Origin of the sequence: Spiroplasma sabaudiense Ar-1343 (assembly GCF_000565215.1) — a bacterium.
Taxonomy (GTDB): Bacteria; Bacillota_I; Bacilli_A; order Mycoplasmatales; family Mycoplasmataceae; genus Spiroplasma_B; species Spiroplasma_B sabaudiense.
Genome location: NZ_CP006934.1, coordinates 955,826 through 980,202, shown reverse-complemented (window position 1 = coordinate 980,202; position 24,377 = coordinate 955,826). Strand labels below are relative to the sequence as shown.

General features: G+C 28.7%; 15 protein-coding genes. 14 read left to right on the top strand and 1 reads right to left on the bottom strand.

Translation table 4 applies throughout. The features are described 5' to 3' along the window. The first annotated feature begins 137 nt into the window (after positions 1–137). The 12 genes from SSABA_RS04485 to SSABA_RS04430 all read left to right on the top strand — a co-directional run bounded on the left by SSABA_RS04485 (position 138) and on the right by SSABA_RS04430 (position 19,334). The gene (locus SSABA_RS04485; protein ID WP_025251397.1) at positions 138–1,679 is read left to right on the top strand and encodes a PTS mannitol transporter subunit IICB; all 1,542 of its coding nucleotides are present in this window, start codon (positions 138–140) and stop codon (positions 1,677–1,679) included. Between the two features lies 1 nt (position 1,680). Further along, complete coding sequence (locus tag SSABA_RS04480; protein WP_025251396.1) at positions 1,681–3,576, top strand: PTS sugar transporter subunit IIA; 1,896 nt, start codon at positions 1,681–1,683, stop codon at positions 3,574–3,576. Position 3,577: 1 nt separating this feature from the next. Further along, positions 3,578–4,684 (top strand): mannitol dehydrogenase family protein, encoded by a 1,107-nt coding sequence (locus tag SSABA_RS04475; RefSeq protein ID WP_025251395.1) that lies wholly within the window; start codon positions 3,578–3,580, stop codon positions 4,682–4,684. Positions 4,685–5,420: 736 nt separating this feature from the next. Further along, positions 5,421–6,296: an ROK family protein gene (locus tag SSABA_RS04470; protein WP_025251394.1), complete on the top strand. Its 876-nt coding sequence runs from the start codon at positions 5,421–5,423 to the stop codon at positions 6,294–6,296. Between the two features lie 512 nt (positions 6,297–6,808). Further along, complete coding sequence (locus SSABA_RS04465; RefSeq protein ID WP_025251393.1) at positions 6,809–7,807, top strand: DUF3137 domain-containing protein; 999 nt, start codon at positions 6,809–6,811, stop codon at positions 7,805–7,807. Between the two features lie 46 nt (positions 7,808–7,853). Then, on the top strand, positions 7,854–8,468 hold the full coding sequence (locus tag SSABA_RS04460) for a LemA family protein (RefSeq protein ID WP_025251392.1): 615 nt from the start codon (positions 7,854–7,856) through the stop codon (positions 8,466–8,468). 391 nt (positions 8,469–8,859) lie between these two features. Beyond that, a complete protein-coding gene (locus SSABA_RS04455; protein WP_025251391.1) occupies positions 8,860–11,628 on the top strand; it encodes a glycoside hydrolase family 38 N-terminal domain-containing protein in 2,769 nt (922 codons plus the stop codon). 17 nt (positions 11,629–11,645) lie between these two features. Next, entirely contained in the window at positions 11,646–13,625 is a 1,980-nt protein-coding gene (locus SSABA_RS04450) for a hypothetical protein (protein ID WP_025251390.1), read from the top strand. Positions 13,626–13,656: 31 nt separating this feature from the next. Then, the gene (locus tag SSABA_RS04445; RefSeq protein ID WP_025251389.1) at positions 13,657–14,202 is read left to right on the top strand and encodes a hypothetical protein; all 546 of its coding nucleotides are present in this window, start codon (positions 13,657–13,659) and stop codon (positions 14,200–14,202) included. 13 nt (positions 14,203–14,215) lie between these two features. After that, a complete protein-coding gene (locus SSABA_RS04440; RefSeq protein WP_025251388.1) occupies positions 14,216–16,558 on the top strand; it encodes a carbohydrate ABC transporter permease in 2,343 nt (780 codons plus the stop codon). Further along, positions 16,558–18,252: a sugar ABC transporter permease gene (locus SSABA_RS05030; RefSeq protein ID WP_051464724.1), complete on the top strand. Its 1,695-nt coding sequence runs from the start codon at positions 16,558–16,560 to the stop codon at positions 18,250–18,252. Before SSABA_RS04440 ends, SSABA_RS05030 begins: the two co-directional genes overlap by 1 nt. A gap of 5 nt (positions 18,253–18,257) precedes the next feature. Then, positions 18,258–19,334 carry an ABC transporter ATP-binding protein gene (locus SSABA_RS04430; protein ID WP_025251386.1) on the top strand — a complete coding sequence of 359 codons (1,077 nt, stop codon included), beginning with the start codon at positions 18,258–18,260 and terminating at the stop codon, positions 19,332–19,334. 130 nt (positions 19,335–19,464) lie between these two features. Here the strand turns inward: SSABA_RS04430 and SSABA_RS04425 are convergent, their stop codons facing one another. Next, positions 19,465–20,103 carry a lipoprotein gene (locus SSABA_RS04425; RefSeq protein WP_025251385.1) on the bottom strand — a complete coding sequence of 213 codons (639 nt, stop codon included), beginning with the start codon at positions 20,101–20,103 and terminating at the stop codon, positions 19,465–19,467. A 131-nt stretch (positions 20,104–20,234) separates the two neighbouring features. Between SSABA_RS04425 and SSABA_RS04420 the strand changes: the two genes are divergently transcribed. Together SSABA_RS04420 and SSABA_RS04415 are read left to right on the top strand one after the other, a co-directional pair. Then, entirely contained in the window at positions 20,235–21,737 is a 1,503-nt protein-coding gene (locus SSABA_RS04420) for an MATE family efflux transporter (protein ID WP_025251384.1), read from the top strand. A gap of 10 nt (positions 21,738–21,747) precedes the next feature. Then, positions 21,748–24,375, top strand: coding sequence for a glycoside hydrolase family 38 N-terminal domain-containing protein (locus SSABA_RS04415; protein ID WP_025251383.1), 2,628 nt, complete (start codon positions 21,748–21,750; stop codon positions 24,373–24,375). Positions 24,376–24,377 lie beyond the last annotated feature (2 nt).

Sequence of the window (24,377 nt, the reverse complement as noted above, 5' to 3'; positions counted from 1 at the left end):
AGTCATTATAACTATATCAAAAATAGTTCTTATATTTTCTATTTTTTCTATTTTTTGTACATTAAAAAGACAAAAAATTTCCAAAAATGTTATGGTTTGTGTTTCTTGGGTGTCAAAATTATTATGAGGTGAAAACTATGAAAGAAGTAATAAAAGAACTTGATAGTAAATTAAGTTCCAAAGAACGTCATAAACTTTTTTGAAAGCGCAACTTTGACAAGCAAACTATTGTTCGGCGAATTCAAAAGTTTGGGGGCTGATTAAGTTCAATGATTATGCCAATGATTGGAATCATGATTGCTTGAGGACTACTGACAGCATTTTTCATCCCAACAGGGTGAACTCCTGTGGCGATAATCAATGACTATATCATTGTTAATATGATGACTTACCTTTTACCCACTTTGATTGCATTTAATGCAGGAAAAATTGTTCATGGAACCCGCGGGGGAATGGTTGCAACCCTTGTGGTATTTGGAGTAATTGCGGGAAATCAAGTCAACCCTGGCTTTATTGACGGTTCCACACCATCACCACAATTTTTGGCAGCAATGATGGTCGGTCCACTTGCTGCAGGAATTTTAAAAGGTTTTGATAAACTAGTGGAAAATCGCATTAAACAAGGTTTTGAAATGCTTGTCAATAATTTTAGTTTGGGAATTTTGGGAGCCATAATGTGTGTTGGCTCGTTCTATGGAATGCCTTATGTCTTCAATTCAATTTCGTGAGCTTTTGCCAAAGCAGTTGAATTTTTAATAAATAATTCAATGATCTTTTTGGCAGCAATAATTATTGAACCAGCAAAGGTTTTATTCTTAAACAATGCTATTAATCATGGGGTTTTAACTCCAATCGGAACTCAATTGGTTGCAGAACACGGCAAAAGTGTTTTATTTTTATTAGAAGCCAATCCCGGACCAGGGTTTGGATTGCTAGTTGCCATTATATTATTTGATAAAAAATCTAGGGGAAATGCTGCTGGAGCTAGCGTGATTCACTTATTTGGGGGAATTCACGAAGTATATTTCCCATTTGTACTGATGCGTTTTGAAATGCTGCTAGCTTTAATTGGGGGCGGAATTGCTGGTAACGCTATTTTTCAAATTTTTAATGTTGGTCTTATAGCGCCCGCAAGCCCAGGATCAATTATTGCGATCTTTATTTTCGCTCAATCCTCTGGATTAAACTATTTGTGATTGAGTGTTGGAATACTAGCAAGTAGTGCCACTGCATTTGGTACTGCCGCATTAATTTTTATAATTAATCGTAAAAAATACTCTAAACAAGGAATGATTGATTTAAATCTTGCTACTAAAAAAACTTTAGAATTAAAAGGTAAAAAATCTAATGTATTAAAACTACAAGAGGAAATGAAAAAACCGCAACTAATCATCTTTGCCTGCGAAGCTGGAATGGGTTCAAGTGCAATGGGGGCTGGATTGCTTCGTAAACATTTAAAGGCAGCGGATTTAGAAATTGAAGTTAAAAACTTTCCAATCAAAGAACTTCCTGAAAACAGTGAATTTGTTATCACTCAAAGTGCTTTAACTCCTTTGGCAATGAAAAAATGTCCTAAAGCAATTCATCGAAGTATTTCAAATTTTTTAGATAACAATTTTTACAAAAATATTATTGAAGAAATTCAAGTAGTCGCTACTAAAGAAAAGGAGTTAAGATAGAATGAATTCAGATCGAAATGAACAAATTGTTTATTTGCTTTTAAATTACAAAACTATTTTAGTTTCCCAGCTTAGCAATAAGTTTTCAACTTCTGAAAAAACTATTTTGCGAGCAGTTCAAAGTATAAATGTTTATTTTAAAAAATATGATTTATTTGTTAAAAGTTTTGAAGGCAAACTGACACTAATTGGTGACACAAGTGCAATGTGAAAAAGTTTAAGCGATGACAAAGATAAATTTACTAAGCACGAGCGTTTAATTTATATTTTTAACCACTTTATGAAAACCGATGAAAAAATAACCATATTGGACTTAGCAGATGACTTGGAAGTACCAACAACCCAAGTTCAAAATGATTTTAAGGATCTCAACAATGTTCTTTTAAAATATGAGGCAATAATTTCAAATGATTTGAAAAAAGGTTTAACAATTAATTTATTAGCTCCCCATCACAAACATGCAATTTTTATTGATTTAATATTTTTGAACTTCTTATCTAATCAAACAACCAGCTTTATTAAAAATCAATTCGTCAAAAACTTTTTCAATAGTTACATATATAAAATCTTAAAGAATAATTATCAAATCGATAATTTTAATACAATTTATTCAAATCTAATAAACTTAATTACAAAAGAAAACATTGAGTGAAATGAGATTGACACAATCTTACTAGCGATGTTAATTACAATTTGGATTAACGATGAATGCAATAAAAAAATTTTGAATCTGTTTTTAGAAAATTCAAATCCTGATATAAAAATAATAATTCAGAATATAGTAACAAAAAACGATACCAGTCAGTTAATCGAACGGTTTAATAAAAAAACTATTAAACCTGAAAAAAACGAAGTTATTGAAAGATGCATAAATGAAATCAAAATTCTGGTAAAAAATTTGCTTAACTCAGGACTAAACTTTGATGAAGACATTTTGCAAAACATTCGCTCGCATTTGGAAAATAGTTTAGTTGAAAACAATTTAAAATATGACTTATCAATAAAAAATTATATTTCAAAAATAAAAAACTATATTAATAATTATCAGTACTTGTGAATTCACTTAAGACGTACGATTAATAAATATTTTTTAGTTGAAAACGATCAAGATCAAATTACTTATGGAATTTTTATTTATCTAACAGTTTGATTGGACACCCAACTTTACAATTTACCTATGAAAATTTTAACTGTTTGTATTGGAGGGATGGGTCAAAGTAAAATGTTAGCCACTTATTTAAAAACGATTTATAAGCGAGCTTATATTGAGGCGATGCCATTTGCTTTTATTAATAACAAAATTATTGACCAATTTGATTTGGTCATTTCCTCAATTGAAATAACAAATACAAATGCACAAAACACGCTTCACCTGCCAGTAATTTTTAGTGTCGAAAATAAAGCAATTATTCATGAAAAATTGAATGAAATATTTTATAAACAAAAAATGGAAAAGAGAAATACAGAGATGCAAAACATTTTAAAAATAGAAAACATAGAAACAAATTTACCCAGCGAATCAAAAACAGATGCCATTACTAGAGCTGGAAAAAAACTAGTTGATTTAGGTTATGCAAAACCAGAATACATTTCTTCAATGCTTAGACGCGAGGCAAAAGTAACAACTTATATTGGAAATAAAATTGCAATTCCTCATGGTGAAGATGGCAGTCAAGAAATGATTATAAATTCAGGTATCGTTATTTTACATTATAAAGATCCAGTAAAATTTGATGAACCAGTAAACTTTATTGTAGGAATTGCTTCAAGCAATAATTTACACTTAGAAATTTTAGCTAATATCGCTGAAAAATTTAGTGAAATTGAAAAAGTCAATGAGTTGCTGATTAATACCACTCCACAATTACTATTTAATGAATTTAAGATTGGAGACTAACATGAAAGCAATACATTTTGGAGCCGGAAATATTGGTCGTGGTTTTATTGCTCCGATATTATTTCAAGACAAAGCGATTGAAAAATTATTATTTATTGATGTAAACCAAGAAATCGTTGACCAAATAAATTTACAAAAAAAATATGAAGTAATTGAGATGGGAACAAAAATAAATAATATTGAGATTAAAAACATTTCAGCAATTACGACTAAAGAAATTTTAAATTCTGATATTGAAAACAATTTTGAAGATTATAGTATTCTGACAATTTCAATTGGGCAAAATAACTTAAAATATATTATTCCTCAAATTTTAAAGATAATTAAAAGTCGCAAAAATCCATTAGTGATAATGTGTTGTGAAAACGGATACAAAGTTTCTTCGTATTTTAAAACATTGATTAGTCAACAAACCGAAAACTTAAAAAATATTTTTTTTGTTGATTGTGTTGTTGATAGAATTGTTCCAAATTCAGTTCAGAAAGGTCTGGATGTTAGTGTTGAAAAATATTTTTCTTGAGTTGCAAATGTTGAACAGTGACCTGATACTATTAAAAAATTGAGTTCAGTCGCTTATTCGAACAATATTGATGGGGAAATAAATAAAAAAATTTGTTTGTTAAATGGCGCACATGCATCAATTGGTTGATATCGTTGGCAAGTTGATAAATTTAAAGTTCCTTTTTTAAAAGAAGCATTAGAAAATAACGAAACACTAAAGTTCATTGAAAATTATTTGCAAGAGGTCGGAAAAATAATTAGTTTTAAATATAATTTTGAAATTAAAGAAGTTAAAAAATACTGCGAAAAAGTTTTAAAAAGATTTTCAAACCCATATCTAGTTGATAACTTGGAGAGAATTTGCAGAAATCCGATTCAAAAAATTCAACTCAAAGAAAGAATACTAGGCCCTTTAACTTTTGCAATTGAAAATAATCTAGCCCATAATTTTTTAAAAAAAACATTCGAAAATGCACTACTTTACTTAAATCCCAAAGATATTGAATCACAAAAACTTATTGAACTTTGAAAAAAATTTTCTAAAGCTGAAATAATTTCAAAAGTTATTCAGGATATACCTAATGAACTAATCAAAAAAATTATTTAGAATATTAAGAAATCAAAAACAAATATTGATATTTAAATTTTTTAACAAACCCAAATAAAAAAATCATTGGTAAGTAGCATAAATTTTTTTAAGTTTTATTTGAATAACCTTTTATTTTATTAAAGCTGTCTGAGTTGCTTTTAACGTGATAGTATTTTTAATAAAGTTTAAATTTAAAATTTTTTGATCAAGTCAAAAAATTTTTTTAAAAAATTGGATAATATCTTTAGTGAAGGAATATTATTCCAAAATATATAAAACAATACAACAAATTAATAAATCTATTCATAATTATATCAGGAGGAAAATAATAAAAGAAAAGCAAAAAATATTCAAAATAAATTAATGAAATTTGACAATAATTTTTTTAGTTAGGTTGAAGTGCGGAAATAATCACAGAACATTTTGACAATATTGATTTTTCAAATATTTAAAATCGTATTTATAGATTATTCCCAGTAAAATCAAAAATATTCAAAATAAATCTTTTATTTTAAGATCAACAAAACTTTAATTAATAAATTGAATATTAAAATTATCAAAAATAAATTTATAGTTAAAAAATAAAATAACGATCTCTTATGCTTTTCGATGGTATTCAAGAAATAATTTGAGAACCAAATTTAAAATAGGGAAAAAATAAAATGAATTTTGCTAATGAAAACTTTAAAGCAAATTAATTTTTTATTTCAATAAAAAATTACTTATAGACTAGAATTGAGGAAAAAATAATCTAATGAATCTATGTTTCGATGTTGGTGGTATGTCCACCAAAGTAGCATTTATTAAAAATGATGCATTTATTAAAAAAGATATAATTAAATATGATTCACTAATAACGGCCAAAAATTTATTTGAAAAAATTGTTAATTACATAAAGACTTCAGTTGAAATTAATAACATCAATAATATTTGTCTGTCATTTCCTGGATTGATAAATAATGAAACTGGTGAAATGTCAGGGTTATCTGCAATTCAAAGAAATCATGAAATAAATTTCAAAAAGAAATTATTTGAATTATTTCATAAAAATGTTTATATTGAAAATGATGCAAAGTGTGCAGCAATTGCTGAAATGAGAAAAGGTAATGCTATTGATGTAGACAATGGTCTTGTATTGGTAATTGGGACAGGCATTGGTTCGACAGTTATAATTAATAAAAAAATTCATAAGGGAAATCATTTAATGGCCGGTGAAATAGGATGCTTCTTAGAAAAAATTGAAAATGAAAAATATTTAAATTTTTCTGAAACATCTGGAATGTACTCATTAGAAAAAAGATATAAAAAAATTTCTGGTAATACAAAGACCGGAAAAGAAATTTATGAATCTTATTTAAAAGACGAAAATGCCAAAGAATTGGTAAATGCTCAAATTTATTCACTATCCAAATCAATAATAAACATTTCTTTTACCATTGATACTGATTTAGTTTTAATTGGTGGAGCAATTAGTTCAAATGAATTATTTTTAAATTTATTAAATAAAAAAGTAAAAGAACTATATAAACTTTCAAATATGAAGCAGAATTTTACAATATTAAAATGCAAATTTTTAAATGATTCCAATTTGATTGGTGCTAATGAACTATCCAAAAATTCAAGCTATTAAAAAATTTTTCAGAATTGGATTTATGATGCAAAGTTCAAAATTAAAAATAATAAAAGCCTTTTGAATTCGGTATTAAAAATATATAATTTATTAATTGGTCGTACTACAAATAAATCATTTATAACTGAAGTTACATTTTTAATAAGCTGAATATAGAATCTGAAAAAATGTTTTTCAGCTATTTTTTTATTTATTATAAAATTTTAAGTTTATTACCTTAAAAATTTTGTATTGCTATTTTTGCAGATCTAAATCGCCAATATTTGATAAATTATACTTAATTTTTTACATTAAAAAAAATTTGACCAAAGCCTATCATAATTTTTAAATAATTTTTTATTTGTAGACAAAATATCGTTATTAAAGATATAATTATTTTGGGAGTTAATAAAAAATAAAATAATGTGTGAATAGTATTTTAAAAAAAATTAAAGCCCGATTTGCAGTCTAAAAAAGAGCTGTTATTCAAAAACATTAAAAAATTATTTATATTTTTTAGAAAGGCGAGTAAAATGGAAGATTTTGAAAAAGTTGACCTAAAAAAAGTAATTGAAGAAGATTGCAAGGAATATTTTAAAAATACCAAGAAGGAACTGAAAATACCAAATCCAGTTTTACCATATATATTATTTGGAATCGGTTTTTTTGGAACTATCATATTCATAGCTTTAGCAGAAGACCTTAAATCTTTGGGTTATCTTTATCCTATAATTTTATCTTTAATAATACTAAGCGGAGTTATTGGCGCTATTTTTCTGTCAATTTATTATTCTAAAAAAAAGAAGTTTAGAAATTCTTTGAAAGAAAATTTTAATATGGTTAAGTATTTTAATATTGAATTAAGTAATATAACTCAGGGATATATAAAAAACATGAGAATCGCCGATACTTATAAACTAGGAATCTTTAAGGTAGAAGCATTTGTTAAAGGTGTTGAAACAACAGGGGCTAGCTTTGTTAATTTTAATTTAGAGGATCAAGGATTTTCTTATGGTGTGGTAAACTCCAGAACTTTGGTAACGGTCTCAAAAAATAATCAAAGAATTTACAATTACTATACTCAAACTTTTATGGTAGCAAATTTTGAATATGATGTTGTAGAAGCTCCAATAAACTTTTATTATTCAAAGTCTCCTTTTTTTAAAGAAAAAGGAATAGAAAAAATTGAACTGGAATCTAATGATTTCAACAAGCAAACGAATGTTTATTCAACTAATCAAATTTTATCAAGAAAATTTTTAAGTCCTAAAAAAATGAATAATTTGCTAGATTTTAACAAAAATAAAGATCAGGTTGGAGTGAAGTATTTATTTATGGACCGCAATTCAATTTTTATGGAAGTCCTAAATAGGGCGATAGTACATAAAGATACATATATAATTTGAGAACTTCCCCCGGGAAATAATATTAAAACAATAAGCAACGAAATATACAAAAAAGTAACCTCAGAATCAAAAGATATTTTTAGCACTCTTAAATATATTCAAACATTGGAAGTGTTCCCGGATTAGTAAACATTGTTAACACAATTTAAAAAAATTAGATTGAGGAAAAAATATGGCACACGAACCAAAATTAAAAAATGAAATAATTGTAGTTAAAGCAAATCGCTTTGGTAAATTCATAGTTTACATGTCTTTTGTCTTTACCTTAACCATAACTTTGTGGTTGTACATTGGAACAAAAAATAGCTTTAAACGTCAAGAACAAAAAATTGAAGAAACAACTTCAGACATAGATGTTCAACTTAGAAGAAGAGCCGACACTTTAATGAAATTGGTGGATTCGACAAAAAGTTATATGAATTATGAAAATAAAACACTACTTGAAGTAACAAGTTTAAGAACTTCGGGGAAAATTGCTCCCCAAGATTTTGCTGAATATGAAAATAAAATAAATACTAATTTGGGAAAAGTTAATATTGCGCTTGAGAACTATCCAAATTTAAGAGCAAGTGAAGTAGTAAAAGAATTACAAAAAGCAATAGTTGATTGTGAAGACAATATTGCAGCGGCACGAAGATTTTATAATACTGAAATTCGTAAATTCAACGCTCAAATTCAAACTTGACCAGCAATTGTGGCGGCAAGCAACGCTAAGCTAGAAACAAAAATGTTTTTTGAAGCAACACCAGAAGCTCGTGAAGACATTAAAGTCGATTTAGGCTTTTAAAAAATAAAGTATTACGAAGTACAGCACTATAATTTTTTTATAAACTAGTACAAAATTGACTTTCTGGAGTCATTTTTTTTTGAAAAATTTAGAAAATAGTCACACCCAAAACAATATTCGGGACTAATTTATAAAGCTCTTGAGTTTAAAATATTTGTGATTAAAAAATCTTACAAGTTTTAAGTTCAATTAAGTTGTCTAAATTTTTGAAAATTTTTTAAACCAAAATGAAATCTATTTATAATAAATTTTTTTCAATAATATAATTGCAAAAAACAGTATATATTTTTCTAAAACAAAGCAATATATTGGAATAATATTCTAAACCAATTTAATTGAGTCCTCTAAATAAGTAATTAAATTATAATAAAAAAGATAGGAGATAAATATTTTGAAAAAATGAAAGATATATCTTGTTCCTCATACACACTGAGACAAGGAATGATATTTTACCAAAGAAGTCAGCGATGCTTATTTGGTTGATAACATGAAACAAATTATAGAAGCCAACGAAAGGAACGAAAACGAAGCCCCTTTTGTATTTGACGCTCAGTATTCAGTTGTTGATGATTTTTTAAACCTTTTTCCTCAAAAACTTGGAAAAGTTAAAAAAATTATTAAAGAAAATAAATTGGTTGTTGGTCCGTGATATACCCAAACAGATATGTTTAATGCCACTGGTGAATCAATTGTAAGAAATTTACTAATCGGAACAAAGCTCAGTGAAAAATTAGGTCGTTCAATGAGAGTTGGTTATTTACCAGATACATTTGGTTTCAATTCTAATTTGCCACAAATTATTTCCAAAACGCAAAATAAAGGAATAATTAACTGAAGGGGAGGGGACGATGAGCTATTAAATAATAATTTATTTAATATTTGAGAGGCTGATGACGGAACCAAATGCCCAACCTATTCATTTTATAAGCATGGATATTTCACTGGTGTGGGAGGTTTATTACAACAATATAATAAAAAGTGATCAAAGTCAGACAATTGACAAGAGTGGGATTCAAAAACTCGAGCAAAAGAACATGCGCAATACTATATAAATTTTGCTGATTCAGAACTGGATTTTTTAAAAACTAAAGCCGCATCTTCAAATAATCGTATTTTAATGCCTGTAGGTTCTGATCAAATGCCAATGGTTTCGGGTTGAACAGAAATTGTTGAAAAAATGAACGAATTAGATTCTGTTCATGAGTGAATTTTAGCAGACTTTGAAAAATTTATGGATGATTTGATAAGTGATCCTGCGGTGATGGAAAATGCCAATATTATTAAGGGTGAATTTAGAAATGGTCGCTACGCAAGAGCTCATAAAACTATTACATCATCACGATATGATATTAAAAAATTATCAAAAAAAGTTGAGTACCAAATCTATAATGAATTAGAGCCACTTTCTGTAATCTTTTCTAGATTAGGGGGAGAATATCCTTTTGAAATTTTATTGGATGCTACAAAAAAATTGGTAGCTTCTCATGCCCACGACAGTCTTGGAGGATGTAACACCGATGAAACAAATCGTAGCATTTTAAATCGCTTAGAAGCTTCAAGTGCGATTGTTGAATCTCAAACAACCCTAATTAAAAAAAGAATTTGTGATGCTTTGAGCTTGGGTAATGAAAATTTAATTATTTTTAATACTGCACCATATACTAGAACAATACAAAATACTTTAGAAATTCATACCAAAAATCCTTTCTTTGAAATATTTAATGAGGAAAATCAACAAGTATCTTTTAGTGTTGTTTCTCAAAAATTCTTTAACAATGATGAGTTTTCAATAAAAGAAAATAGTCATATTTTTGGAAGCGACTATAAAGAAACTGACAAAATAGTTGATGAAGGCCCCATTAATGCAACTAACATTCTTCTTGAAGAAAACGCCAAAGGAAAATACACTACTATAATAAAATTTAACGAAATTGTAAAAGGTTTGGGATATAAAATTCTAAAAGTAAAAGAGTCAAAAAATAATACCTTCGCATTAAAATATAATAAAAACTTCAATGAAATTGAAAATGACTTATTTAAAATTAGTGTTGATGAAAAAATGAATTTCACTTTATTAAACAAAAAAAATAATGTGGCAATTCAAAAAGCGTTTCAATTGGAAGCAACATTTGATGCTGGAGACACATATGATTATTCACCCTCACACCACAATCCATCAGATATAAAAGAACTGTTAGATTTTGAAGTTTCCACTGAAAATAATAACCATATTCAGATTATGACTATCAACTCAACTTTCCTTGTTCCAGAGCAGTTGGATTCAGAAGATAAAGTAAAACAAAATATTGAGTTGCAAATAATTTTAGAAAATGACTTAATCAACTTTAAATTAGCTATGACAAATCAAGCAGCCGACATTCGTTGAAGATTTTTAAGCGCGACGCAAGTAAAAAATAATCAATACTCTTATGCTGATCAAAGTTTTGCTTTAGTGAAAAGACTAATCGACAATCCTAGCCATAAAAAATCAATTGCTGAAAAATGAGTCGATGTTGCTATTGAAATTGAAGCGATGGAATCGATGGTTGCCTTAAAAAATCAAGAAATTTCTCATGCTATCTTTACCAAGGGAACAAATGAATATCAAATCATTGGACATGAAAAAGAGACAATTGCTTTAACTTTATTTAGGGCCGTCTCATATATTGGTCGCCGCCATTTAATTTATCGAAAGGGCCGAGCATCGGGTGTTGATGATTATCCGCATGCAACTCCAGAAAGTAATTTAAAAGTTGATTTGATATTTGAATTTGCAATTAGTATTGAAGATAATATTGCAGCCCAAAACAAAAAATCTAAAGAGTGGTGTTGGCCAAATACTTATTATCAAACTCAAAGTATTAATGTCTTTCATTGAAAAGGAGACACCTTTGTGATGACACAAAGAAAAATTCCTTCAATTAATCAAAGAGAATTATCATTGGTTGACATAAAAGATATTAACAACTTAGTGGTGACAACGGTTAAAAAAAGTTGAAATCAAAAGTTTGACATTGTTCGACTATATAATCCCACAGAACAAGAAATAACTATCAATACTGAAATTTTTAAAGGTGAGGTTGACTTACTTGATAATAAAATTAAAACCTTCAACAATATTATTAAACCAAATGAAATAAAAAGTTACATTCTCAAATAAGAAGGGAGATAATTATTTTGAAAAAATTATTAGGTGTTATAGCTTCAACTGCTCTAACAGTTTCATCAACTTTATCAGTTATTGCCTGTGGTGGAGTTAACAATAGTACAACTATTTATTATTCTTATGTTGATAATCATACAGATAAAAATACATTAAAACTTTACACCGATGCGGCAGAAGAGTATAAAAAAATTTATGGTGATGATTTTAATTTTAAAGGAATTCGCTACGATGACAACAATCAACTAGCAACAGAAATGCAAACAATTGGAAACTCGGGACGAAACATGCCTGACATATTTTTGGTCTCTGTTGATAATGCAACTAAATTAGCGACTTTGGGATATATTTTACCACTTGATGGTGCTGATGCAATTCCTGAGGCGGGAGAAATTTTAAAAAATTTAAACTACTCAAGTGAACAAGCCGAAGCAGCGATGGAAAAATGGCATGCTGGAACAGCAACGCAAACAGATTTATGATCTAACTTTATGCCATTTGCTGTTAAGTCATCAAAAATCAAAAGTAATAATCCAAAAGCTCGTGAAAAAAACCCTGCCCAATATGGAATCACAACCTACTTAGGAGTTGGGGGAGGAAGTGCTTTAGTTTCAAATAGTGATGAGTCGATGCGAAATTTTAAAAATTTAAATCTTGTAAAACCAGGATCTGAATTTGGCGATGAAGGTGAAATCAAGTGAGTTGATAATGCCAATGTTTCAATCAATAAATTAACTGAAATATCAGCAGCAACAGAAAACCAAACCATTTCATCATTATTTGACCGCGGAATGTGATGAATGTACCCAGTTTATTCAAATATTATGAGTGATCAAATCGATGGGAAGGTTTACAAAGCAGCAGATATCGGGGTTAACTGACTAAACAATTCCGACCTCCCTTACTATGATTCTAGCGAAGGAAAATATTCAAGTGTCTTTTCAAATAAATATTTCACAACAAGTGCTCATGAAGTATTGGGAAAATGATTTGACTACTACTCTCAACAAATTAAAGTTGCTAAGACAACATTAACAGGCACAACTGCAAATACTTCATTTTTAAATTTAAACCACCCAAGTTTAAATGCTGGAGTTCAAAGAAGTATGCTGTCAGGGGGTAGTGGGATTACTAATAATGAACAAGTATCAGCTTTTGGAATTAATTATGAACCAAGTAGCTACTTTGATATGTTGGGGGGCTTTAAATCATTTACCAAAATGGACTATATGCCCTTAGAATTTATTAAATTGTTTGATAAAAATCAAGAAGCAGAGCAATTTCAAAAATACGATGAACAAGACATTGGAAAATGACTAGCTCCTGCAGGTAGTGGAATGACCGTCTTTAATTCCCGATTGGGCTCAAACAAACAAAGGCTAAAAGCAGCCCAAAGATTTGTGCAAATTATGTTTGGGGCCAAAGAAGAAACTAATGAATCTGGAGACACTAAAATTGTTCATTCCGAAGATGGAGGACAATGAAATTTTGAAAGATCATTTACAAAAAGTTTAGAAGTCCCTTCGAAATTAGCAATTATTGATGATAGCCAAACTAAGAATGAAATTTTTGAAAATAAACTAAGAGAAATAGCAGACAATAAATTTGCTAGAGCCATTGATGAGGTAGCTAACTTTGAAGGTAAAAACAATGAAAAAGAAGAAAAGGCTGCCATCATACGGTTAGAAAAATATCAAATTCAATTAGCCAGTGTCCTGTACGCTTCTTCAAATACAACTCTTTCAATGGCTCCAAATGTTTCTTCATATGATTTTGCTACCAACAATGACTGACATGGAAATAATGCAATGTTACCAAGTTTAAATCAAGCTTTCAAAATGTCAGATGCTAGCTTCGAAGCAATTTATGGAAAGCTTACCGATACAACAATTGATTACAAAAAATCAAGCCAGTATCAAGAAAAACGTTTAGAGTTTTGTGAAAATCTAATGAGAATATTAACCCAACTAAATTATGAACTTGGTAAAAAATAGTTTAATAATTTAAAAGAAATGGGGTGAGAAAATGGAATTAGCTCAAAAAAAAGAGCTGCGAGAAATTAAAAAACGGTCAATTAGTAATTTTGAAAGTTTTAAAAAGAACAGCAAAATTTTTGTACCAAAATGATTACTTACAACAGTTTTAGTAGCGGTCTTGGTCAATATAATTTTGTTGAGTGTAATTTTGTTCTCTAATATCTTTAATCTTGATGCCATAATCAAAGGTGAATCTTCAACCAATGAAGAAATAGCTAAAGCTCGTGAAGTATTTGTTTTTGCGATTGCCTCGTATTTATTAAATTGTTTTATTGATTTTATATTTATCTTTTATATTTATCGTGCTACAAAGAAACGACCAATTGGAGTTATCTTCTGTTTCACTTGATTGGCAATATGAACTCTATTTACAGTCGGTGTTTTATTTGTTTTCCAAGGTTTATTATTTATCAGAATATTAAATTTAATAATAGGAGTCTTAGTAATGATTCTAATTATTTATTTATTTTATTTACTAAATGTTAATAAGAGAATGTTAATGTACCAGAGAGAAAAGGAAAAACATTCATTATAGAAAGAGGTGCCAAATGACTTCTGCAAAAATTGAGCAAATTAAAAAATTTCAAAAATCCGATTTACAGTCTTTATCAAAAGATGCCAGTATTAAAGCAAATATAAAAGTTTTAAAAGATGATTATGAAGGATTTGTCAGAAATTTAAAAGATGAAAGAAAATTTAAATTAGCTGAGTTTAGTATTACGAGAAATCTACAAAGAAATTTATATTATTTTTTTGATAACATCTTTCATAAAGAAAATATCAAAAAAAATAAAAGTAAAATGGAATATTATAAGAAAAGACGTCAGGAATTAATTGTTGACTATGGTTATAAACCAACGCAACAAAAAATTAAAATCAAAAAAAAATCAAACAATTTGAGCATCGCTCAAGTCAAAAACAGATATCGCGACTCTCAAAAGCAAAGAGTTGAGAACCAATTACTAATTGCTGCTAATGGAAATTGATATGAAAACGAGTTTGTTAACGTTCCAAAAACTCAAATTAAAGTTTTTAAACAAGAGTATTCACTAAAAAAAACCGAATTTAAAAATTATTTAAAAAGTGCAGAGTTCCAGCAAATGGATAAATTTCAAAAACAAATAAAAATTTGTGAACAAAAAGTAATTCTTGGAGAGATTCAAAAAAAATTTTCATATGATGGATATTTAAAACAGGCGTTTGCAGAAAATAAGATTGAATTTTTAAAAACTTATATTATTAAAAAAGCGGAATATGATCATAAATTAAGTGAAAGTATTTTAAATTATCAAAAATTAAAAACCACAATTAATAGTGAAAGTCAGACACTTCAAAAAAAAGCCTTGAACGAATTAAAAAAACAATACCACAATGATATTAAAAATAATTTTTTTGGTATGCTAAAAAAAACAATTAATTTCAAAGCGTATCAAACTAAAAGAACAGACTTGAAAAATAAATATATTTCTGATAAAAAAACAATTATTTTTTCAAACAAAGTGCTTTTAGCAAAATGAGAAATTAAAAAAATTAAAAATGACTTTAAGCAAGAACAAGCTCATGACAAACTTATTCTTGTTTCAAAAAATGCAGAGGCTACAAGCAGAATACCAGTTCAACAAGCTAAGTGAAAAAAATTCTTTGCATGTTTCTTGGGTTTCATTATTCCTGGAACCGGACAAATCTATAACGGACAGTACATTAAGGGTTTAATTATGTACGGTCTAACTATTGTGATTGGATTACTGGTTGCCTATGCTTTTGGTGTAGGAAATATTGAGGGTAATGGAATCTTGGGATTAATTACTCTAGGTAATTCAGAATACTTTTGATCTAATGGAGACGCTCGCTACTTTGTTATTGAAGGAGCGCTTGGAGTATTATTTTTAAGTTTTGCCATTATATATATTATTGTTTCTGCTAGAGAATCATATTTAGTGGCTCGTGCAAAACAAAACGGAGCACGTGTTAAATCATGATTGGAAACTAAAAACTATTTCAAAGATGAGGGTTATCCAATCGCCACATCTATTCCAGCATTTCTATTAGTAATGTTTATTATTTTTGTACCAATCATTACAACTATTTTATTAGCTTTTACCAACTATGGCCCCAATAACGTATCAAACTTTGAGTGAGTTGGATGAGAACAATTTCAAATTGTTTTTAATGGTGATTGAACCAATACAATGGTTTCGGTTTTAGGATGAACTGCCATCTGAACAGTATTTAATGCCACAGCCGCATTCTTTCTAGCATTTATCTTAGCAAGTTTAGTAAATAACCAAAGAATAAAAGGAAAAATTTTATTTAGATTAGTTTATATTCTGCCGTGAGCGATTCCAGGATTCATTTCGATTTTGTTATTCAAAGTTATGTTTATGCCAGGAAGTATTTTAAGTAATATTTTTGGAAATGATGATTTCCAAACTAGTCCGCTATATGCAAAAATATCTTTACTAATGATTCAAACTTGAATGGGTTATTGTGTTAATTTTGTTTTAATTACCGGTATTTTACAATCGATTCCAAAAGATCTTTATGAGGCGGCAGAAATTGATGGAGCAAGCTCCTTGAAAAAAACTTGAAAGGTAACAATCCCATTGATTATCTTCCAAATGACTCCAATTTTAATTGGCCAATTTATTGGCGCCTTTAATAACTTTAGTATTATTTATCTGTATCTTGATGGGGGACCATACGATGTTAACTCGACTCTTTTTGGAGGAGCTGGAACAACTGACACAGTTGCATCGCTAATCTTCAAATTAATTCAAGGAGGAGAGGTTGCTAAAGCTTCGGTATTAAATATTGTAGTTTCAGGAGTTATTGTAGCCATCTCGGTTGGAGTGCTGCTGAAATCCAAATCAGTTAAAGGGGGAACCTCATAGTGCAAACTTTCAATCAACAAAATTTGGCATTACATGCTAAATCAAAAAAAACTGAAAAAACTATTCCAGATAATTTAATTTTTGCAGTTTCCTCAATCCTAAAAGAAATTAAAGGACAAAACTTTTTAAACATTAATTCGAATGAAAAAATAAATTTTGACCGCAATGATATTGCAGCAGCAATTAGTTGTTTTAAAAAAGAAGATAAAAACTGAAACTATAACACATCAGCTTTGCTTATTTTAAATGATCTAGTAAAAAATTATAATTGAGAAAACAACTCTGATTATCATTTGTCATTAAAATTTGCAGCACTTTCATTTTCTTATGAAAGAGATAAACAGAGCAAAGGTGTAACCAAAAGTTATGAACTGTTGAAGGGTCTCGCCCTAAAATACGCCTATGATTACTCAAAAGAATTTTATAGTAATTTAAAAAATGCCTACGAATTGAAAAATAAAAAAATTGAAAATATTTTTATCAGTTCTCAATATGAATTAGTTAAAGGCAATAATAAAACTTATTGAAATATTAGTCGCAACGTATTTTCAATATATTCTCAGGAATTGGCAACTTTGACCAGCAACCAAAACAACTTTATTAATTTTTCAAAAATTGGAATTTTAATTGCTGAATACAATTTATTAAAATTAGAAGCTGAAACATTTTTAAAAAATAAAAAAAATGATGGAGTTGTTAATTCTGAGAACTACAATAACTTTTCAAGCACAATGATTTTAATTTTAGATAGTTTAAAGTCTAGTCTCTATTTTATGAAAGATCATTTGATTGAAAAAATGTTTTCAAACATTACCGAAATGAATGTAAAGGTGCATTTATCAGATTTACCACCAATGTCCCCAGTTGAATGAATTGGGCTAATAATAAGATATGTTGTCTTAATATTATGAGCTTTGGTAATTATTTTTCCAATCGTAATATTAATTCAGCAAGGGTTTAATTTAAATAATCAAAAAGTTATTTTAGACATTCAAAATTTTGAGTTCTCATTTAATAATTATCGAAGATTGTTTGAACAAACATTATTTTTAAAGTGATTGTTAAATTCAATTATAATCGGGTTCTTTACAATGATAATAACGATATTTATTATATCACTTACCGCATATTCGTTTAGTAGATTTAAATACAAAGGTAAAAGAAGTTTTTTAATTGCCCTATTGGTATCTCAAATGGTTCCAGTATTTACGTCGCTACTGGTTTTCTATATTTTTACCGAATTGTTAAATAACGCATTTAATATGCCAAGAATTGCAACGCTATTATTAATTTATGTTGGTGGTGGAGTTGCAAGTAATACAATTATTTTAAAAGGGTATATGGATTCAATTTCCCAAGACATTGATGATGCTGCAAGGATTGATGGCTGTTCTCACTTTTGAATATTTTTAAATATTATTTTTCCGCTGTGTAAACCAATGTTGGTTTTAATAGCACTGATGTCTTTTATCGGACCATTTGGTGATGTAATTTTACCTTCTTTAATTTTGAGAAATCAAGAAGATTATACTGTCGCGGTGGGATTAAATATGTTTATCAATAGTGAAAGACTAATGAATTATGGAGCCTACTTTGCTGGGTCAACATTAGTGGCAGTTCCGATTGGAGTGTTGTTCTTGGTGCTACAAAAATTTGTTGTTTCAGGAATGACTTCTGGTGGAGTGAAAGGATAGTTAAGATGAAAGTAGAATTAAGAAATTTATCAAAAAAATATGAGGGAAACCCCTTATACACGCTTGAAAATATCAATTTAAGTATTGAAGACAAAGATTTTTGTGTAATGCTAGGCCCTAGTGGCTGTGGAAAAACTACTTTGTTAAGAATGATTGCAGGATTAAATTCAATTACTAAAGGAGATTTAGTATTTGATGAGAAAAGAGCAAATGATTTACCTCCAAAAGATCGTGATATTGCGATGGTTTTTCAAAGCTATGCTTTGTATCCTCATATGAATGTATATAAAAACATGGGCTTTGGATTGAAAATGAAAAAAGCAAAAAAAGATTTAATTGATCAAAGAGTCAAAGATGTTGCTGAAATTTTAAACATTACGCACTTACTATATAAAAAACCAAGCGAAATATCTGGGGGACAACGCCAACGAGTAGCGCTTGGTCGAGCAATTGTGCGTAAGCCCAAATTATTTTTAATGGATGAACCATTATCAAACTTGGATGCTAAGTTGAGAGAGACAATGCGTACAGAAATAGTTAAAATTCATAAAGCACTAGAATCAACAACTATTTATGTAACCCATGACCAAGTCGAAGCCATGACAATGGCAACTAAAATTGTTTTGATGAATGATCAAAAAATTCAGCAAGTAGGATCACCAACTGATTTATATGAAAACCCTGAAAATTTATTTGTTGCCAATTTTATTGGTAACCCAACTATAAATCAGTACAAAGGTATTTTAGAGGGAGAATATTTTGTAAATGAATCCAAAACTATTAAGGTTAAACTTTCAAAAGAGGAAATCGAAACAATAAAAAAACAAAATAGCAAATGAATTTATTTGTGTGTTAGAAGTGAGTCTGTCAAAATTTCAAAATCAAAGACAGATACACAAGTCTTGGTAATTCACGTGGAATTATTGGGAAAAGAAAAAGAGATTAAAGGTTTCGTGGATGATAACTCAAATATTTCAGTGACCGTTTCAAATAATTCTGAAGTTGAAGCAGACCAAAAAATAAATGTAGTATTTGAAAAGTATTTCCTATTTGATGGAGAATCGCAAAAAAGAATTAGATAAGCAAAGCTTTATGTGATTCAAAATGATTATATGGACAATTAACTTTAATAAATAAAAAACTTTATTGAGAAATTCAATAAAGTTTTTTATAAATTAAGAACAGTAATTTTATTTGCAAAAGCAATTGTCATTAATTAATTGTAATTGCCTCTTCGCTTAGTTCAACAATAGTTTTATTTCTAACATAGATTTCAACTTTTTTCGTATTTTTAGTGGCCTCATAAAATCCAATCCCTGAACCATCATCATTAAAATTTCATTCTCTAACCAAAACCTCTTTAAAATAAATATCATTGCCCACTTGTACCGGACTGTCTTGATAGTTTTCAACTCTAATAATTTGGAGAAGGTCAAAAATTTCTTCATCGTCTTGATTTTTATAATTCGCTTGATAGGGTGATTGCTTTTTGGGGTCCTGAACTTGATATTCTATATTGGGCTTTTCACCACTATTTTCAGTTTGATAGTCAAAAAACTCTTGCTCAGTTAAAAACTGCATTTGCAAAGAACGATACTTGTTGGTATCAAATTTATCACTGCCCATTAGTTTCAAAAAATCAGTTAAAAGGGGACTATAATCATATGCAATTTCATGATCACTTTTGGTAAACTTAATAATTTTCTTTTTGTTACTATTTTGATAATCACCAGTAATTTTTGATGATAAATAAATTAAAGCATCTTCGCCAATCGAAAAGCAACTTACTGTGGCACTTATCGGGGATGCAAATAGAGTAAAACTCCCTAAAATAGTTAAAATTTTTTTCACTGTCTTATTATTCCTTTTCCATATTTTACCACTTGCTCTTAGAATAATATTCCAAAATTGCGAAAAAAAAAATCGAAAATATATTAATAGTAAAATAATATTGTATCAAAAGTATACACGAGAGAGACGGAATGAAAAAAGAACCCAAAGAAAGTCGCTTTGCTTGAAATCTGTCAGAGGCAGAACAAACCATCGTCCAGGATAATCCGCATCTTGATTTTCTGATTTATAAAAAATTTTATAAAAATTTATGATCACTTACGCTTCCAATTTATTTACAAATGATTTCAACAGTGATTATTGCTATGGCCAATAGTTTGCTTTTGCGATGAGTTGATGGTGGAGTCTGGACTGCTGTAGTTAATAAAGCAAATTTTGCTTATAACTGAGTAATTTTTCTTCCAAGTTTTGCTTCAGCAGGGGTTTTTATTGTTATTGGAAATATGTTGGGTCAGGGACGCGACCAGGACTTGCATAAAGCAATTTTTACAGGCTGAATGTTTAATCTTTTGATTTCAATGGTTGTTATTGTAGGATTATTAGCCATGAAAAACTTTACATACCGTTGGGTGAATTTAGAAGAAAAATATTGAAAAACCGCGGATATGATTTACTATATTAATCTAGTAATTTTATTCTTAACTAGTATTAATGTTGTTTCTCAGCGTGCAGAGATTGCTATTGGTAAAATGAAAACAATTTTTTTGATACTAGTGTTATCAAACATTGTAAATTCCATAATTGTTTGATCCATTGCTTTGACCACAGACTTTGCCGCAGTTGGAACCGCTTATGGAAGTCTGGGATCGGCGATATTTTTGACAGTCACGTTAATGGTTTTAAATGTTAAACATTTCAATATTAAAATGATTTTTATCGCCAACAAAAGTTGTTGAAATAAATCTATCATTAAACTTATTTTGATTATTGGTGTGCCAACAGCAATTGAAGCAATGATTTTTAATTTTGCCGGGGCTTTTACAACAAGATATGTTACCTTGGCCTCCAACGAGTTTGGCAGAGATGACGCCCTTTTTAATACTTTAATTGCTGCTCAACAAATTACAAATTTTGGTCTTTTACTTTCGTCATCACTTGGCCAAGTCTCTTCGATTTTTGTCGCGAGATTAATTGGTTCTAAAATCGAAAATTGAGAAATTAAAATTGCAAACCGGTTTTGGTATATGACTTTATTAATTGCACTGCCATTTTCTTTAATTGTGGTGGTTCTAGCTTATCCTTTGTTTATACTCTACAACATTCCAGTCGATATTATTTTTTCTGTTGGAATATTTATGTTAGTCATTATTGGCTTGCAAGACTTTGGGAGAACAATGAATCAAGTCGGACTTTCGTGCTTAAGGGCGGCGAAGTATACGATAATTCCGGTAATATGTGCGGCGATTACTTTATCAATCTTCAACATTGGTTTAGTAATCTTAACCAGTAATCTAATTTTTCCACCAAATTTTGATTTTACAAATCAAGCAAATGTAAACTCTCGGGCAATAATTTTAATGTTATCAATTTGTTCAATTCAAGCATTTGAGGAAATAATTCGAGGCTCAATTTATTGAATCCTTTGAAACAAAAAAGTCTGGATTAAAACAGCTCAAAAAAATTTAATAATTTAAGGAGAAGATTATGAAAAAAATAAGAATACACATTGTTCCTCACGCCCATTGGGATAAAGAATGATATTTCACAAAACAAGATTCAGACTTACTATTAAATGGCAATCTTGAAAAACTTAATAAAGCAATTAAATCAAATGAAAATTTTAAAAATTTTACCTATGATGGCCAGAGTTCCATTATTGATGATTTTAAAATTTTTAATGGTAATGAAAATGAGTTAGCAACTAATATAAAAAATAATAAAATAATTTTAGGACCATGGTATTCACAACCTGATTTATTTAATACAACTTCCGAGGCAATTGTCAGAAATTTATTGATCGGCACTAACATGGCTGAAAGTTTTGGAAGTTCAATGCGCAATGCCTATGTTCCAGACTCTTTTGGCCAAAGTAGTCAAATGCCACAAATTTATAAATTAGCTGAGCTTGATAATATGATTTATTGAAGAGGAATTACAAAAGAAAAAATGCAAAATTCTGTTTTGCATTATTGAGAGGGTCTGGATGGAACTAAAATAAAATCGTATAACTTTTTAAAGGGCTACTGAATTATGGGAAGCTTTTTCCCTTATCTGGAATTAAATCAAAACAATGCAGCAGATTATGCTAAAAAGTTTTCAAAAGATTTTGGTAAAACTCTTGGGGAGCTTAAAAAATTTAATCCGCATTCACCAAATAATTTACTTCTTCCCTTGGGAGGAGATCAAGCACCTGTCAATGAGTATATTGATATTTTTCTGGCAGAATTAAATAAGATTGATAATGAACACGATTGGTATTGATCAAGTTATGATGAATACTTTGAAGCGATTGAAAATATTACAGAAATACCGACAGTTAAAGGTGAATTAAAAAGTCCTGAAAATTCTCGAATTCACAAAACTATTGGATCACAAAGAGTTGATATCAAGCAGTTAGCAAAAGAAGTTGATAATTTAATTTTTGAACAACTAGAACCACTGGCGGTTTACTTTGAACAAATCGGGGGTGCTTATCCAAAAGAAATAATTAATAAGATTTTGAAAAGTGCTTTGATTTCTCACGCTCACGATAGCCTTGGGGGATGTAATACGGATGCAACAAATAAAGATGTTATTGCTCGTTTAAACTGAGCGAAGCAATGAGCACAATCTCAAATTACAAAAATTTTTAAATCAATTACCAATAATAGTAAAGTGAATGAACTAATATTATTTAACCCCAATCCTAAAAAAATAAAAACAGATATGGAAATGACAATTTTTACAAAAACCCAAGATTTTGAAATTAGTTGTGGAACCAAAAAGATTGAAAAAATAATTTTGGAAAATACTTTTATAAATCCAAACCTGGAAATAAATACAGGTACTAATGGAGAATCTCAAGAAGCAATAAATGGATATTGAAAAACTAAAATTTTGTTATTGGAATCTAAATTCGAAGGCCTACAAGCTAAAAAATTATTTATTAAAGAATTGAATAACAAAGTTGTTAACGTTGATTGAAAAAATAAAAATACTTGAGAAAATCAAAAATGAAAAATTACTATAACCACTGATGGTGAAATAAATTTATTTGATAAAATCAAAAATATAAATTTTGAAAAGCAAATGGTTTTACAAGCTCAAAGAGATATGGGTGACTCATATGATTTTTCCCCAGAAACAATTGAAAATTTCATAATCAATGATTTGATTAATTCAAAATCTAAAATCAAGGAGTTTGACAAGCATTGCGAAATAATTATTGAAAATAATTACTCAATAAAAAACGGAAAAGACCAAAAAATTTTAATAAAAATTTTTATTAGTCAGGAAAATTTAATAAATTTTAAAGTTACGATAAATAATAAAAACGAAAACATTAAGTGAAGAATTTTATTTGATTCTCAGATTTATGATTCTCAATTTTCATTTGCCAATCAGGCATATGGTGTTGAAAAAAGACCAGTAGTGTTAAAAGAAAATGAATTTTGAAATGAAAAAGGATGAAACGAAAAACCAATCGAAATCGAAACCAACGAATCATTTGTTTATTTAAAAAATGATGTTTACCAGTTTGGATTAATAACACGAGGCACAAATGAATACCAAATAATAGGAAAGCAATTCAACATTATTGCATTGACATTATTTAGAAGCGTTTCGTTATTGGGAAGAAATAATTTGTTATGGCGACCGGGTCGGGCAAGCGGAACCAGTGATTATTTAATTGAAACTGAGGATTCTAAATTGCTAAAAGAAATTAATTTTGAATTTGATCTTTTTGTTGAAAATATCAGTAACTCAGTTTGAAATCTTGCACAAAATAAGTTGGCAAAACCAATCTATTATCAAAAGCAAAATTTAAATTTATATTCTAATAGATTTGAAAGATTTCTAATATCTGATTTAGGAGATATTAGAGAAATTGAACTTGCCAATTTATTAACTATAGAAAATCAAAATTTAATTGTTAAGGCAATTAAAAAACACGAATCTAAAAACCAAATTATATTGAGAATATTTAATTCCTCAGATAAAAAAGAAGCTTTACAAACCAAGGGGGCTTTCAAAATTAAAGAAGAAGTCAATTTGTTAGAGCGAAAAAATTGCAAACCAAATTTAGTATTTAAAAGTTATGAAATAAAAACATTTATTATAGATAGAGGATAAAA